Genomic DNA, 14,240 nt, shown 5'->3' on the forward strand with positions numbered 1-14,240 from the left:
GCGGACAGTGTTACAGGCCGTCGCCGCTGGTTGAGGTGCGAGGAGCGCTAGCGACGAGCCTCGAAACCAAGGCGCCTTGGTTTCGAGGCTCGCTCCGCTCGCACCTCAACCAGCGGCGGCGGCTCGCTCCGCTCGCACCTCAACCAGCGGCGAGCGGTCAGGTCAGCGCGAGTGCTTCGACGATCTCCTCGGCCGCGTCGTCGATGTGGCGGCGCAGGAACTCGTAGGCGCCGTCGAGGTCGTCGTCCTCGAGCAGGCGGACCAGCGGCTCGTGCGACTCGGCCTGGTCGTGGGCGTTGCGCCGCACCCGGTCGACCTGGGCGAGTGCGAGCTTCAGCTCGTCCATCAGGCTCTCGGCCATCTGCACCATCCGCGGGCTGCCGGTGAGCTCCACCAGGGAGACGTGGAAGGCGAGGTGGCGCTCGTTGAGCTCTTCGTACGACGCCTTCCCGCTGCGGACCGCGCTGGTGTAGGCCTCCAGGGTCTGCCGCACCCGCTTGCGGGTCGCGTCGCTCGCGGTCGGCCAGGCGCGCACGCCGGCGCCCTCGAGCACCCATCGGGCGGCGCAGACGTCGCGCACCGACTCGGCCCGCGGCGTGGCGACGCTGACGCCGCGGTTGGGTTCGCGGGTCGCGAGCCCCTCGGCGACCAGCGCCATCAGCGCCTCGCGCACCGTGGGCCGCGAGACGCCGAGCGACTCGGCGAGCGCGATCTCGCGGAGCGGCGTTCCGCTCTCGACCTCGCCCTCGAAGACGGCGCGGCGCAGCTCGGCGGTCACCCGCTCGACGGTCGAGGCGTGCTCGACGCTGAGCGTCTCGAACCGGGGCTGGCTGGTCGGCATCCACCCATTGTCACGCATCGGCTCCGTGGCTGTATGCTGTCTCATTGTCAGATTGTCTGACAATCTATCTGCGGTCGGGAGGAACAAGGATGACGCTGGGTTGGGGTCGGCACTACGCGATGGTCGAGCCGTCGCAGTTTCGGATCGAGTACGCCATCAATCCGTTCATGAACCCGGCCGTCCAGCCCCACCCCGAACGCGCCGAGGCCCAGTGGCACACGCTGGTCGACACGCTGCGCAGCGCGGGTGCGACCGTCGACGTCATCCCGGGCCGGGCCGACAGCCCCGACATGGTCTACGCGATGAATCTGGGCCTGGCCGTCCTGCGCCCCGAGTGGGAGGGCCCCGGGCGCCGGTCGGTCGTGATGTCGCACATGCGGTTCGCGCAGCGGCGCAACGAGACCCCGAGCGCCCAGCGCTGGTTCGAGACCCAGGGGTTCGCGACGTCGTACGTCGGGCGCGACGGCGTCGGCGCTCACTTCGAGGCCGGCGACGCCTTCCCGTACGCCGGCGACCTGGTGGTCGGCATCGGCCCGCGCACCGACGAGCTCGCGCTCAAGCACCTCGCGGCCGACCTCGGCGTGACGGTCCGCGGCGTGCGGATCACCCACCCGGGCATGTACCACCTCGACCTGGCCTTCTGCCCGCTCGACGACCGCCGCGCGATCGTCTGCCCCGACGCCCTCGAGCCGGCGTCGGCCGAGGCGCTGCTCGCGCTGGTGCCCGAGCCGCTCCTGATCACCGAGGAGGAGGCGATCGGGACCCTCGGCGCCAACTCGGTCGTCGTCGGTCAGACGGTCGTGATGCCGGCCTGCCCGCCGCGCGTCCGCGCCCAGCTGGAGGAGTGGGGCTACGAGGTCGTGCTCGTCGACGTGTCGGAGTTCCACCTCGGCGGCGGCTCGGTGCGCTGCCTGACCAACCCGCTCGACATCACGCTCGGGCGCGAGCTCGAGCCGGTGATCGGTGGCCGGGTGGTCGCGGCGCCCTCGGAACGGGAGAACCCGGCGGCGTAGGTTTCGAGACAGTCGCAGAGCGACTTCCTCAACCAACGGAGGGTGTGATGGTCGAACCGCTGCCTCATGTGCGGGAGATCCCGCCGTACGTCCCGGGCAAGCTGCCGGTGGCCCGACCCGGGCTGACGACGTACAAGCTCTCGTCGAACGAGAACCCCTACCCGCCGCTGGCCGGGGTGCTGGCCACGGCCGAGCAGGCGGCCGCGGCGATGAACCGCTATCCCGACATGGGATGCGTCGCGCTCTACGACGCGCTCGCCACCAAGCTCGGGGTCGGCACCGACCAGCTCGCCGCGGCGACCGGCTCGGTGGCGCTGATCTACCACCTGCTCTCCGCCTACTGCGGGCCCGGTGACGAGGTCGTCCATGCCTGGCGCTCGTTCGAGGCCTACCCCATCGCGATCACGGCGTCGGGGGCGACCGGGGTGAAGGTGCCGGTCACGGCCGACGGTCGCCACGACCTGGCGGCGATGGCGGCGGCGGTCACCGAGCGCACGCGCGTGGTCCTGCTCTGCACGCCCAACAACCCGACCGGCCCGGCGCTCACCCACGCCGAGGTGGCCGCCTTCGTCGACGGGGTGAGCCACGACGTGCTCGTCGTCGTCGACGAGGCCTACCTCGAGTTCGTGCGGATGGCCGACCCGGTCGACGGGCTCGCTCTGCTCCGCAGCCACCCCAACGTCGTGCTGCTGCGCACCTTCTCCAAGGCCTACGGCCTGGCCGGGCTGCGGGTCGGGTACGCCGTCGCCGACGCCGATGTGGCGGGCGCCCTGCGCGCGGTCTCGCTGCCGTTCGGCGTCTCGTCGGTCGCCCAGGCGGCTGCGGTGGCGTCCCTGGCCGCCGTCGACGAGCTGTTCGCGCGGGTCGACTCGCTCGTCGCGGAGCGGGACCGGCTGGTCGCCGGGATCACCGCCGCGGGCTGGTCGGTCCCCGAGCCGCAGGGCAACTTCGTGTGGTTCGACGTGGGGGACCGGACCGCCGAGCTGGCCGCCACCTTCGGTGACGCCGGCCTCGCGGTCCGCCCGTTCGCGGGGGAGGGCCTGCGGGTCAGCGTCGGCGAGCCGGAGGCCACCGACCGGTTGGTCGGGATCCTCGAGAGCATCCGGCCGCCGGCCTGACCATCGACCGCAGCGCCGCGGATGGCTACGGTTGGCCCAACTTTGCCTGACGCCTCGAGGAGTAGCGGTGCCCGGAGAGACCCCCAGCCAGCCCGGCTGGTACGCCGACCAGAGCGGCACGATGCGTTGGTTCGACGGCGCGTCGTGGACCGACCACGTCCAGCCCGGATCCGGTGGGATCGGCGCGGAAGCCACCCAGGTCAGCCCCTCCGGGCCGACGCCGACGGCGCAGTTCCCCGTGCAGTCGAACGAGCCGTCCGGGTGGCCGGCGGCCACGCCTCCGTCGAGCCCGCCCCCGTCGGGTGCGCCGTCGGGTGCGCCCGGTTCGCCGTACGGCGCCGTCCCGCAGCCGTCGTTCCCCGGAGGCCCGGGCGGTCCGGGCGGTCCCGGCTTCCCGCCCCCCTCGTCCAGCGGCGGCGGCAACAAGGGCCTGCTGATCGTGCTCGGCGTGGTCGGAGCCGTCGTGCTGATCGCGGTCCTCGCGGTCGGGTCGTGGGCCGTGTTCCTCCGCGGCGACGACGACAAGAAGTACAACGACAAGGGCGGTGACGACAGCAGCGAGACCGGTGGCGAGGACGGCCTGCCGGACACCTCTCCCGAGGACGTCGCCGACCAGTTCATGCTCGCCGTGAAGGCCAACGACTGCGAGACGGCCGAGGAGCTCGTGACCGAGCGGCTGCTCGAGGAGGAGGGCGCCTGCGAGGTCGAGGAGATGCCGGTCGACTTCACCCACACGGTGGCGCCCGCCACGATCGACGACGAGGCCGGAACCGCGACGGTGCCGGTCGCGCTCACCTTCGGCGGCGACGCCGCCACGATCACGCTCGACATGGTCATCGAGGACGACGAGTGGAAGATCGACGAGATCCAGGAGCCGGAGGTGCCGACCGACCTTCCGACGGATCTGCCGACGGATCTGCCGACCGACCTCCCGACGGATCTGCCGACGGACTTCCCGACCGACTTCCCGACCGACTTCCCCACGGACTTCCCGACCGACCCGTCGGAGATCGAGTCGTACCTGTCCGACTACTTCTCGGAGTTCTCCGACTTCTTCACGGTCACTCCCTGACGCACCTGGGCCGCCCGGAGGGTCAGCGCGGTTCGCCGACCGACCCCTCCGGCGGCTCGCCGGTGCCCGGCTGGGGGCCGTAGCGGTCCTCGTAGTCGGCGGGCTTCCGCAGACCGAGGTCGCTCGTGTAGTGGAGCAGCTGGCGGTCCGGGCCGAGGACCAGCAGGTCCGCCAGCGCTCCTTCGCGGCCCTGCCACAGGATCGCGATCGCGCGGTCGAGCAGCTCGAGGGCCCGATCGGGATCGGCGACGGTGAGCTCGCCGCCGTAGTTGTTGGTGCGCCCGAAGCCCTCCACGAACCGGATGTCGACCTCCTGCACGCCCTCGAGGGCGGCGATCTCCGCGTAGAGCTCCTCGTCCGGCACGGGCTCGTAACCGGCGTCGTCGTCCTCGCCGCCCGGCAGGCAGCCGGTCATCAGCGCGACCGCGATCGCCACCACGAGCAGGGTGCCGGTCAACCTCGTGCCCATGCTTCCTGCCTCACTTCGGAACGATCTCGTAGTAGGTGCTGTCGGCTCCACCGTCGCCGCCATTCTCGGCGCTGCCGAAGAATACGGAGTTCTCGCGGCGCCAGCGCTCCAGCTCCTCGGCGCTCGACGCGTCGAGGTCGGCGCCCAGGTCGTCGTAGTAGTCGGTGTGCGCGGCACCGACGTCGGGCGGCACGCCCTCGTCGCCGAGGGAGTCGGTGACGGTGAGCCAGTGGGAGCGGCTGGGGTTGTCCCGCGCGTCGAGCTTGGGTACGACGTCCTCCTCGTACTCCAGCGACAGCACGGACACGTCCTCGGGCAGGTCGAACCGCGCGATCGGCGAGCCCGCCGTGTAGACGCTGGTGATGTTGAAGTCCTCCTGGTAGTCGGGGTTGCTCGCGATCGCGGCCGCCGTGATCCCTCCCTGGCTGTGACCTCCCACCATCACCGGAGGCAGGCCGTCCTGTCCCGGGGTGTAGCCGTCGGCGGCCATCGCCTGCCGCAAGGCCTCCATGACGAGCGCCTGGGTCTGGGTCGACTGGCCTGCCTCGAGCAGCAGGTTCGACGTGAGGTCGACGGGGTTGTCGCCGCGGACCGGGCCCCAGGCCTGGGTTCCGGGGATCTGGACGATGTAGCCAACGACGTTGCCCGCGTCGTCGTACCTGCGGATCACGCCGACCCGTTGGTCGACGTCGCTGACCCGCCCCTGGAGGGTCAGCAGGTCCTCGAGGAAGTGGTCCTCGGTCAGCCGACCGTCGAGGCCGATCGGCTCGTCGCCGGACGGAGCGACCTCGAACTCGCCGGAGTCCTCGAACGCGCCGAACAGGTTGCCGAGCGCGATGATCCCCGCGACCTGGTCCTCGTAGTCGAGCGAGGGCCAGCTGCCGCCGGTGAGCAGGGTCAGCGTCCCGGGCGGGACGAACGGCACCAGGGCCTCGAGCCGGAAGGCGAGGCCCTGGACGGTGCCGCCCGCGGTCCGGGTGAGCAGCTCCTGCAGCCACGGCTCCTCGAACGCGGTCTCGTTGAGCTCGGCGAGGATCGCGTCCTTGTCGCCGCTGGCCAGGGCGGCCACCAGGTCCGGGTTCTTGGCGGCGGCGACGAGCAGCGCGCCGGCCAGCAGCTCCGGTCCGGCGACGAACGCGAGCACGTCGATCCCGGCGTCGATGAGGTCGGCTGCGACCTGCTGGGTCGCGTCGACCAGGTCGTAGCCCTCGGCCGCGAGCCGCCACAGGCGCGCCGAGACCTCCATCCGGAGCGCGGTCGCGCCCGGTCCGCTCGGGCTGACCGACGCGGCGGTCAGGTCGCCCTCGAGCCGCGCCACCTCGACCGGCGCGAGCACGATGGCCTGGGCCAGGTCGCCGCTGATCAGGAGCCCGGCGAGCTGCGTGGCGGCGTCGGTGAGGTCGTCCCCGGCGTCGTCGATCTGGCCGGCGTAGCCGCGGATGTCGTCGGTGGTGGCCTGGATGCTCCCGCTCCCGCCGCTGAGCCCGAGGTCCTCGTCGCCCATCAGACGCCCCCCGCGGCTCGGGCGGCAAGGGTGTAGGCGCCGGCGTAGAGCGAGGTCAGGTCGTCACCGATCTCGGTGCGGGTGCGCAGCTGGTGCCGCACCCGGCCGGCCCGCACGCTGGTGTGCGCCCACCCGAGGTCGCACTGGAGCCAGGTCGCGTGCAGCGTCGGTCGACCCACCTGCTGCAGCGAGAGGGTGACCGTGGCCCGGACCCGCTCGGCCAGCGCGACCAGCAGGGGAGGGACCTCGTCCCAGCCGTTGAGGTCGGCGACCCCCGCGAGCAGGGCGTGGTCGTCGTCGGCGACGGCCCGGGCGAGCGCGCGGACGTCGGGCGCTGCGATCGACACGACGGGGGAGCGCGGCCGGTCGTCCGCCGCTCCGGCGCCGGCAGTCGCGATCGGGGGGTCCGGCGGGAACAGCCGCAGCGTCTCGGCGACCAGCCGGTCCGGCCGGAACGCCCGCACCTGCACCCCCTCGACCGCGGCGACGGGGCCGTCGCCGGAGAGGTCCGCAACGCTCTGGCTCGGCACCAGCGCCCGCACGACGGCCGCGCCCGCAGCCGCGTCGGCCGCGATCGCAGCGAGCAGGCCGTACGACGAACCGTCGGTCACCGTCGACGAGACCACTGCGCGGAACGGCTGGGGAGTCGTCAGCAGCCCGACCGCCTGGGTCAGCGCCGCCGCCGGGTCCGCCACCCGCCCGGACACGACGGACAGGCCGGCCAGGGGCCGGAGCGGCGGGGGCAGCTGGTCCGCGGAGCCGGCCAGCGCGCGCCACTCCGGCTCGGTCAGTTCGGCGCGCAGCGCTCCCGGCCGGCGCTCGAGGGTGGTCGTCATAGCCCGGGCACCACTGCCGAGACGACGTCGCCCAGGCCTTCCAGCAGCTTCCTGCCCTTCTCGCCCATGTCCTTGAGCACGTCCTCGGCGGAGTCGGCGAAGTCGTGCAGCCCGTCGGCGACGGCCTCCGCGGCCTCCTGCGCGCTCTCGATCCCGGCCTCGACGAGGAGTCCGACCAGCCGCTGACGGTGCTCGAGGGTGTCGGCGAGGTCGTCGAAGTCGCGGGCCAGCTCGTCGAGCCGGTCGGCGACCGCGGTCACCGCGGCCGCGTCCTCGCCGAGCCGGCGGCGATAGCTCCGTGCCGCGTTGCTGGACCAGTGCACGTCCTCGAGCCGGGTGCGCATCGTCGTCGCCCTGTCGTCGAGGGTGTCGGCGCGGGTGCGCAACCGTGAGGCCAGTGCCCGGAGATCGTCCGGGTCGCCGCCGAGAGCCATGGGTCGGAGGCTGTCCAGAGCGCGCCGCGGCCAAACCCGGGCGCATGGGAGGATTTTGCCGTGGTGTTGAAGGAGTACGTCGCCGCACTCACCCAGCCGATGCTGGGTGGCGGGCCGACCCGGTACGACGAGGTGGTCGGTCCCGACGGCCTCCTGCGTCCGTCGTGGAAGCGGCTGGCCGCGGTCGCGTCCGGCCTCGGTGCGAGCGACCTCCGCCGGATCGACGAGCAGATCGTCCGGTTCCTCGCCGACGACGGCGTCACCTACTCCCGCGCCGGTCGGCGACCGACGGCGTGGCGGCTCGACCCGGTGCCGATGGTGGTCGACGCCGCCTCCTGGCGGGAGCTGGAGGTCGGGCTCGCGCAGCGCGCCGAGCTGCTCAACGCCGTGCTCGTCGACCTGTACGGCGGGCGCACGCTGCTGCGCGACGGCATCGTGCCGGCGGCCGCGGTGCTCGCGCACCCCGGCTTCACGCGGATCATGGCCTACGGGTCGCGCAACGACCCCCGCCCCCTGGTGACCACCGCGACCGACATCGGCCGCGACGCGTCGGGCGCCTGGCGGGTGCTGGGCGACCGGACCCAGGCACCGTCGGGCCTCGGCTACGCGCTGGAGAACCGCAAGGTGCTGAGCCGGGTGCTGCCGGAGCTCTACCGCGAGGCGGACCTGCACCGGATGGCGCCGTACCTCTGGGCGTTCCGCTCCGCGCTGCTGCAGTCCGCCCACGGCGAGCTGCCCGACCCGCGGGTGGTCGTGCTGACGCCGGGCACCCACTCGGAGACGGCGTACGACCAGGCGGCGCTCGCGACCAGCCTCGGCTTCCCGCTGGTGCAGGGGAGCGACCTCGTGGTGCGCGACGGCTGGGTGCTGCTGAAGTCGCTCGGCCGGCTGGAGCGGGTCGACGTGATCCTGCGCCGGGTCGACGCGTCGTTCTGCGACCCGCTCGAGCTGCGCGGCGACTCGCAGCTCGGTGTCGCCGGCCTGGCCGAGGCGGTACGACGCGAGCGGGTTCGGGTCGTCAACGGGCTCGGCGCCGGGGTGCTCGAGAACCCCGCCCTGCTGGCCTATGCGCCCGCGATCTGCGAGCACCTGCTCGGGGAGTCGCTGCGGCTGCCGACCGTCGCCACCTGGTGGTGCGGCGACCCGGACGCGCGGGCGCACGTGCTGGCCAACCTGGAGTCCTTGTCGGTGCGGATGGTCGACACCGTCCCCGGCGCGGTGCTCGACGTCGGGCCCGAGGCCCTCGCCCGGCGGATCGAGGCCGCCCCGCACCGGTTCGTCGCGCAGGAGCGGCTCCCGCTCTCGCAGTCGCCGACGTGGACCGAGCCGCGCCGCTCGCTGCTCGGCACCGGCAGCGGCCGGGCGGAACCGCGGCCGGTGACCCTGCGGGCGTTCACGGTCCGCTACGGCTCGTCGTACCGGACCCTGCTCGGCGGCCTGGGCAACGTCATGCGCGACGGCCGGACCGTCGCCAGCAAGGACGTCTGGGTGCTCAAGGCGGAGACCGGGGAGCCGGACCAGGGGCTGGCGGAGGTGATGCCGGTGACCAGCGGCCGGTCGCTGCCGGCGACGGTGCCGCGGGTCCTGGAGGACATGTTCTGGGTCGGCCGCTACGCCGAGCGGGCCGAGGACCTGCTGCGGCTGGTGCTCGCGGCCCACGTGCTGGTCGAGGACTTCCGCAGCCGGCCCCGCACCAGCGGCGGGCTCAGCCTCTCGGTCGTCACCGGGCTGATCACCCGGCTGGCCGGCCGGGTCTCCGACGACTACGACGAGGACTTCCGCTCCCTGCTCCTGGACCAGGACCGCGCCGGGTCCGTCGCCCAGTCCCTGGAGGCGATGCGCGACGCGCTGTCGGGGGTGCGCGACCAGTGGTCCTCGGACGTCTGGCGGATCTTCGGTGTGGTCGACCGCGCCCAGGCGACCCTGGCCGGCAACCCCGACAGCCACCAGGTCGCCGAGTCGGCGGGCCGGATGCTCACCGGTGTGCTGTCGCTGGCGGGGGTGACGGCGAACATGATCCGCGACCCGGGCTGGCACATGATCAGCGTCGGCCGCTACCTCGAGCGCAGCCAGCAGGTCGGCCACCTGCTGACCGCCGTGACCGAGCGCCACGGTCTCGACGTGGACCGCGAGATCCTCGCCTCGGTGCTCGCCGCGGCCGAGAGCTCGGTGACGCACCGCCGTCGCTACCGCGACTTCGTCCGCCCCGCCGGAGTGCTCGACCTGCTCCTGAAGGACCCCGAGAACCCGCGCTCGCTGGCGTTCAGCGTCGCCCGCGCCTCCGAGCACCTCGCGGCGCTGCCCGCCTCGACCGGCTCCACCCGGCCGGAGCGGCTGCTGGCCGCCCTCGGGAGCCAGGTCGAGGAGACCAAGGTGGCCGGCCTGGTGGCGATCGGCGGTGCCGACCGGCCCAACCTGGTCTCCTTCCTGGCGACCACCGGTGCCGAGCTGGACCGGCTCGCCGCGGCCGTCGCCGACCTGCACTTCGCGACCGGTCCGGCGCCACGGTCGTTCGGCTCCCTCCCCGAGCTGGAGCCCGTCCCATGAGGTACCGGATCGAGCACCGCACGACGTACTCCTACGACGACGACGTCACCGACAGCCTCGGCATCGCCTACCTGGTGCCGCGGGAGCTGCCCTGGCAGCAGGTCGGCGACTACCGGGTCGACATCACGCCCGTCCCGACCGACACCGCGACCGACGCCGACTACTACGGCAACCACCTGTCCTACTTCCAGGTCGTCGAGCCGCACCGGACGCTGGTCATCGTCGGGACCGGCGAGGTCGAGGTCGTGGCCCCGGTGGTCGACCCGGCGCGGCTGGACCGGCCCTGGGACGGTGTACTCCCGCTGGAACAGCCGCAGCTTCCCGGAGCCTGGCTGGCGACCGATCTCGCACTGGCCAGCCCGGCGGTGCCGATCCACCCCGGTGCGAAGGAGTACGCCGCCGCGTCGCTGCTGCCGGGCCGTCCGGTCGGCGACGCCGTCTCCGACCTGATCCACCGGATCCATCGCGACTTCGAGTACGACCACACGGCGACCACCGTCACCTCGACGGTGCCGGAGATCCTCGCCCAGCGGGCCGGGGTCTGCCAGGACTTCGCCCACCTCACGCTCTCCTGCCTGCGCTCGCACGGCCTCGCGGCCCGCTACGTCAGCGGCTACCTCGCCACCGAGCCCCCCGAGGGCCGGGACCGGGTGGTCGGCGCCGACGCCTCGCACGCCTGGGCCGCGGTGTGGCTCGGCGACGACGAGTGGCTGGCCGTCGATCCCACCAACGAGCAGTGGCAGAACGACCGCTACGTGACGCTCGCCTGGGGCCGCGACTACGGCGACGTCCCGCCCGTCAAGGGCGTGATCTTCACCGAGGCGCGCCACTCCAACCTCGACGTGTCCGTCGACGTGCAGCCGCTCTGAGCCGGCCGAGAGCCGGCCGAGAGCCGGCCGAGAGCATCGTCCCTTCGGGGCAATTCCCGCGAATCGGTGGACAGAACCCGCTGGGCTCAAGAGGCTTAGTGCCATGAGCCAGCCGCCGTACGGTGCCCCGCCGCCCCAACCAGGACAGCCGCAGCCCTATCCGGGACAGCCGGCGGCCCCGCAGCCGGGCTATCCGGCCGCTCCTGGCTACCCGCCGGCTCCTGGCTATCCGCCGCAGCAGGCCGGTGGTCCGCCCGGCTACCTCCAGGGCGGTGCCCCCGGTGGCGCGCCGCCGGCCGGTTCGTACGGTCCGTCGCTCCCGCCTCCGCCGCCGAGCGCGAAGCGGACGATCGGCTTGCTGATGGGTCTGCTGACCACCTTCGCGCTGATCGGCTTCGTGGTCCTCGTCCTCATCATCAGCAAGGTCAACTGAGCCCTAGCCACCCGGGTGACATCCTGCGGGGATGAGGTCCTTCTCCTGCCGGAACTGCTCCAGCCAGCTGTTCTTCGAGAACTCGGTGTGCCTCACCTGCGGCACCGGCCTCGGCTTCTCCCGTGAGGAGCGGGCGCTGGTTCCCGTCGACGGGAGCGGGCGGTACATCGACCGGGCCGGCCTGGAGTGGCACGTCTGCCGCAACCTGAACCTGTCCGGTTGCACCTGGCTGGCCCGGCTCGAAGGCGGCCAGTGCATGGCCTGCGACCTGACCCGGACCCGCCCGTCCGACGACGACTCCGCCGGGCTCGCCCAGTTCCCCAAGGCGGAGGCGGCCAAGCGGCACCTGCTGGTCGAGCTGGACGCCCGCGGCTTCTCGACCGACGGGCTGGTGTTCGACATGCTCTCCAGCACGAGCGAGGACGTCACGATCGGCCACGCCGGCGGCGTGATCACGATCGACCTCGCCGAGGCCGACGGCGCGCGCAGGGAGCAGATCCGGGAGGAGCTCGGTGAGCCCTACCGCACGATGCTCGGCCACCTGCGGCACGAGGTCGGCCACTTCATGCAGCTTCGGCTGGTGACCGGCGGCGAGCGGCTCGACCGGGCCCGGCAGCTGTTCGGCGACGAGCGCGAGGACTACCAGGCGGCGGTCTCCCGCCACTACGCCCAGGGGCCGCCGGCGGGGTGGTGGACGTCGTACATCTCGTCGTACGCCACGACCCACCCGTTCGAGGACTTCGCCGAGACCTTCGCCCACTACCTCCACATCTCCGACACCTGCGAGACCGCCGCGGCCCAGGGACTGCTGTCGACCACACCCCCCGCGGACGGCCCGTTCCGCGACCTGGTCCGCCAGGTGTGGATCCCGTTGTCGCTCGCGCTCAACCAGATCAACCGGAGCATGGGCAAGGACGACCTCTATCCGTTCGTCATCCCCGAGCCGGTGCTGGACAAGCTGGACTTCATCGCCCGGTTGGCGTTTGACGCGAACGCGACCATGCAATGATTCCCGCCATTGCTGCCCGCTGACCTCGCGGGCTGAACCGACTGCCAGGAGCGCGCATGTCCGACCCGAACCAGCCCTCCACCCCTCCCGGGTGGTACCCCGACGGCCAGGGCGGGCAGCGCTGGTGGGACGGCAGCCAGTGGACTGAGCACACCCAGCCTCCGGCGGGCGGCGGGACGCCCGCGGCACCTGCCGCTCCGGCAGCCCCTGCGGCCCCGTCGGCACCGTCGGCCCCGTCGGCACCCGGCGGTGACCTGCCGACGCAGGTCGCCCCCAACCGCGCAGCCGACTACGGCCAGCCGGCCGCTCAGCAGCCCGGAACTCCCCAGCAGCCCGGCACTCCCCAACAGGGCGTCTACGGCGCCCCCGCTGGCTACGGCCAGCCGGTCGGTCAGCCCGGCTTCGGCCAGCAGCCGTTCGGTGGGGGATACGCCGGCGGCACCGGCGGCACCGGCGGCACCGGCGGGTCCGGCGGTGGCAAGGGCAAGGTCATCGCGATCATCGGCGGCGCCGTCGGTGCGGTGCTCCTGATCGTGATCTTGCTGTTCGTGCTGTTCCGGGTCGTGCTCGGAGGCGGGCCCGAGGACGTGGCGAGCGACTACCTCGAGGCGTCCGCGGAGTTCGACTTCGAGCGGTTGTGCGAGCTGGTCAGCGAGGACGACCGCGAAGAGGCGTTCGACGAGTACGACATCGACGACTGCGGCGACGTCAACGACGCGATCGAGGACGACCCGGACTTCGACGGTGAGGAGTTCGACGAGTACGCCGACGACTTCGAGACCGAGTTCGAGATCGGTGACGTCAAGGAGAAGGACAAGACCGCCGAGGTCGAGTTCACCAGCACCACCGAGTACAAGGGCGACGACGACGACATCGCCGACTACTACGACGACGCCGAGGAGACCGAGGGCACGATCTACCTCGTCAAGGAGGACGGCGAGTGGAAGGTCGACGCCGATAAGTCCGACAACGTCGGCATCTTCTGACCTCCCGCTCCGTGAGCCGGCTTGCCCTGGCAGCGTTCGCGGTGGTGCTGTCGACCGTGCTGGTCCCGATCGGCATCACCGCGAGCTGGCTGTCGTTGCGCGTCGACAGCACGCCGGCGTACGTCGACACGGTCGAGCCGCTCGCTGACGACGAGGAGCTGCGCGACCGGCTCGCCGACGAGGTGGCCACCGCCGCGGTCGCGGCCCTGCAGAGCAACGTGCCGGTCGGCCTGCCGTCGTCGCTGGACACGGTGGTGCGCCGGTCGACCCAGGACGTCGTCGAGAGCCCCGGGTTCCCGGAGTTCTGGCGCGACGCCAACGCCAAGCTGCACCGCGAGTTCCTCGCGATCGTCCACGAGCGCGACGAGGACGTCGTCGCCGACGGCTGGGTCGTGGTCGACCTCCAACCGCTGCTCGACCAGGTGCTCGCCGACTTCGTGGAGCAGTTCGGCATCCCCGCCCGGTTCGTGCCGTCGACCCCGTTGCCGGTCCCGGTCCTGCCCGAGTCCAAGCTGGAGGAGGGCCGCGGCGCCTACCAGCTGCTGGACGCGCTCGCGCTCTGGGTCCCGCTGCTCTGGGGCGGGCTGGTCCTGGTCGCCGTGCTCGCGGCCCGCGGGTGGCGCGGCCGGCTCCGGGCCGGCGCGGCGTGCGCGATCGGCGTGGCGATCGGCGGCGGCCTGGTGCTGCTGTCCACCGGTACGGCGACGGACGTGGTCGTCGAGCAGGCCGACCCCGACAACCAGGACCTGGCCCGGCTCGTGATCGAGGTGGTGGTCTCCACGCTCGACGACGCGGCGCGCGGTGCGCTCGTCGGCAGTGTGGCGGTCGCGGCGGTGCTGCTCGGCGTCTCGCTGTGGCCGCGGCGCCGTGCGCAGTCCGTTCATCCCTGAGGACGGTTCACGCCGAAATCAACCACGGCGGGGGTGTGCGCGCCGTACGCTCCCTGTCGTGAGCAACCCGTACCCCGGCCAGCCCGGCGATCTCCCTCCCACCCAGGTTGCGCCCGGCGGCGGCACTCCCCCGCAGCAGCCCGGCTATCCGCAGCAGCCCGGCTACCCGCCGCCGCAGACGCCGTACGGCGCGTCCCCCGGCGGGGGCGGGGGGTTCCC

14 protein-coding genes are annotated in these 14,240 nt (G+C 72.8%); 9 read left to right on the forward strand and 5 right to left on the reverse strand.

The genetic code is table 11. The features are described 5' to 3' along the window. Positions 1-157: 157 nt before the first annotated feature. The gene (locus tag H0488_RS01925) at positions 158-841 is read right to left on the reverse strand and encodes a GntR family transcriptional regulator (RefSeq protein ID WP_183097582.1); all 684 of its coding nucleotides are present in this window, start codon (positions 839-841) and stop codon (positions 158-160) included. An 89-nt stretch (positions 842-930) separates the two neighbouring features. Between H0488_RS01925 and H0488_RS01930 the strand changes: the two genes are divergently transcribed. The 3 genes from H0488_RS01930 (at position 931) to H0488_RS01940 (ending at position 4,044) form a co-directional block, all read left to right on the forward strand. After that, complete coding sequence (locus H0488_RS01930) at positions 931-1,854, forward strand: dimethylarginine dimethylaminohydrolase family protein (protein WP_183097583.1); 924 nt, start codon at positions 931-933, stop codon at positions 1,852-1,854. A 47-nt stretch (positions 1,855-1,901) separates the two neighbouring features. Further along, complete coding sequence (hisC, locus tag H0488_RS01935) at positions 1,902-2,972, forward strand: histidinol-phosphate transaminase (RefSeq protein WP_183097584.1); 1,071 nt, start codon at positions 1,902-1,904, stop codon at positions 2,970-2,972. A gap of 67 nt (positions 2,973-3,039) precedes the next feature. Beyond that, positions 3,040-4,044 carry a DUF2510 domain-containing protein gene (locus tag H0488_RS01940; RefSeq protein WP_183097585.1) on the forward strand — a complete coding sequence of 335 codons (1,005 nt, stop codon included), beginning with the start codon at positions 3,040-3,042 and terminating at the stop codon, positions 4,042-4,044. 22 nt (positions 4,045-4,066) lie between these two features. On the opposite strand, the gene H0488_RS01945 is transcribed toward H0488_RS01940, so the two are convergent. The 4 genes from H0488_RS01945 to H0488_RS01960 are packed head-to-tail and all read right to left on the reverse strand — an operon-like array spanning position 4,067 to position 7,287. Then, positions 4,067-4,513 carry a hypothetical protein gene (locus tag H0488_RS01945; RefSeq protein WP_183097586.1) on the reverse strand — a complete coding sequence of 149 codons (447 nt, stop codon included), beginning with the start codon at positions 4,511-4,513 and terminating at the stop codon, positions 4,067-4,069. A 10-nt stretch (positions 4,514-4,523) separates the two neighbouring features. Further along, the gene (locus tag H0488_RS01950) at positions 4,524-6,017 is read right to left on the reverse strand and encodes a hypothetical protein (protein WP_183097587.1); all 1,494 of its coding nucleotides are present in this window, start codon (positions 6,015-6,017) and stop codon (positions 4,524-4,526) included. Then, the gene (locus H0488_RS01955; RefSeq protein WP_183097588.1) at positions 6,017-6,853 is read right to left on the reverse strand and encodes a hypothetical protein; all 837 of its coding nucleotides are present in this window, start codon (positions 6,851-6,853) and stop codon (positions 6,017-6,019) included. The genes H0488_RS01950 and H0488_RS01955 overlap by 1 nt, the downstream gene beginning before the upstream one ends. Further along, positions 6,850-7,287, reverse strand: a complete 438-nt coding sequence (locus H0488_RS01960) for a WXG100 family type VII secretion target (RefSeq protein WP_183097589.1) — start codon at positions 7,285-7,287, stop codon at positions 6,850-6,852. The genes H0488_RS01955 and H0488_RS01960 overlap by 4 nt, the downstream gene beginning before the upstream one ends. A gap of 60 nt (positions 7,288-7,347) precedes the next feature. On the opposite strand from H0488_RS01960, the gene H0488_RS01965 reads away from it, so the two are divergent. From H0488_RS01965 to H0488_RS01990, 6 genes are all read left to right on the forward strand, one after another. Beyond that, positions 7,348-9,834, forward strand: a complete 2,487-nt coding sequence (locus H0488_RS01965; protein WP_312856170.1) for a circularly permuted type 2 ATP-grasp protein — start codon at positions 7,348-7,350, stop codon at positions 9,832-9,834. Continuing rightward, positions 9,831-10,703: a transglutaminase family protein gene (locus H0488_RS01970; protein ID WP_183097590.1), complete on the forward strand. Its 873-nt coding sequence runs from the start codon at positions 9,831-9,833 to the stop codon at positions 10,701-10,703. Before H0488_RS01965 ends, H0488_RS01970 begins: the two co-directional genes overlap by 4 nt. A 103-nt stretch (positions 10,704-10,806) precedes the next feature. Continuing rightward, positions 10,807-11,136, forward strand: a complete 330-nt coding sequence (locus H0488_RS01975; RefSeq protein ID WP_183097591.1) for a hypothetical protein — start codon at positions 10,807-10,809, stop codon at positions 11,134-11,136. 31 nt (positions 11,137-11,167) lie between these two features. Further along, a complete protein-coding gene (locus H0488_RS01980; protein WP_183097592.1) occupies positions 11,168-12,145 on the forward strand; it encodes a zinc-binding metallopeptidase family protein in 978 nt (325 codons plus the stop codon). 56 nt (positions 12,146-12,201) lie between these two features. Continuing rightward, complete coding sequence (locus H0488_RS23580) at positions 12,202-13,131, forward strand: DUF2510 domain-containing protein (RefSeq protein WP_220794099.1); 930 nt, start codon at positions 12,202-12,204, stop codon at positions 13,129-13,131. 11 nt (positions 13,132-13,142) lie between these two features. Continuing rightward, positions 13,143-14,021, forward strand: a complete 879-nt coding sequence (locus H0488_RS01990) for a hypothetical protein (protein ID WP_183097593.1) — start codon at positions 13,143-13,145, stop codon at positions 14,019-14,021. The last annotated feature ends 219 nt before the right edge of the window (positions 14,022-14,240 follow it).

It is taken from the genome of Nocardioides pelophilus (genome assembly GCF_014180685.1).
In the GTDB taxonomy this organism is placed as follows: Bacteria; Actinomycetota; Actinomycetes; order Propionibacteriales; family Nocardioidaceae; genus Nocardioides; species Nocardioides pelophilus.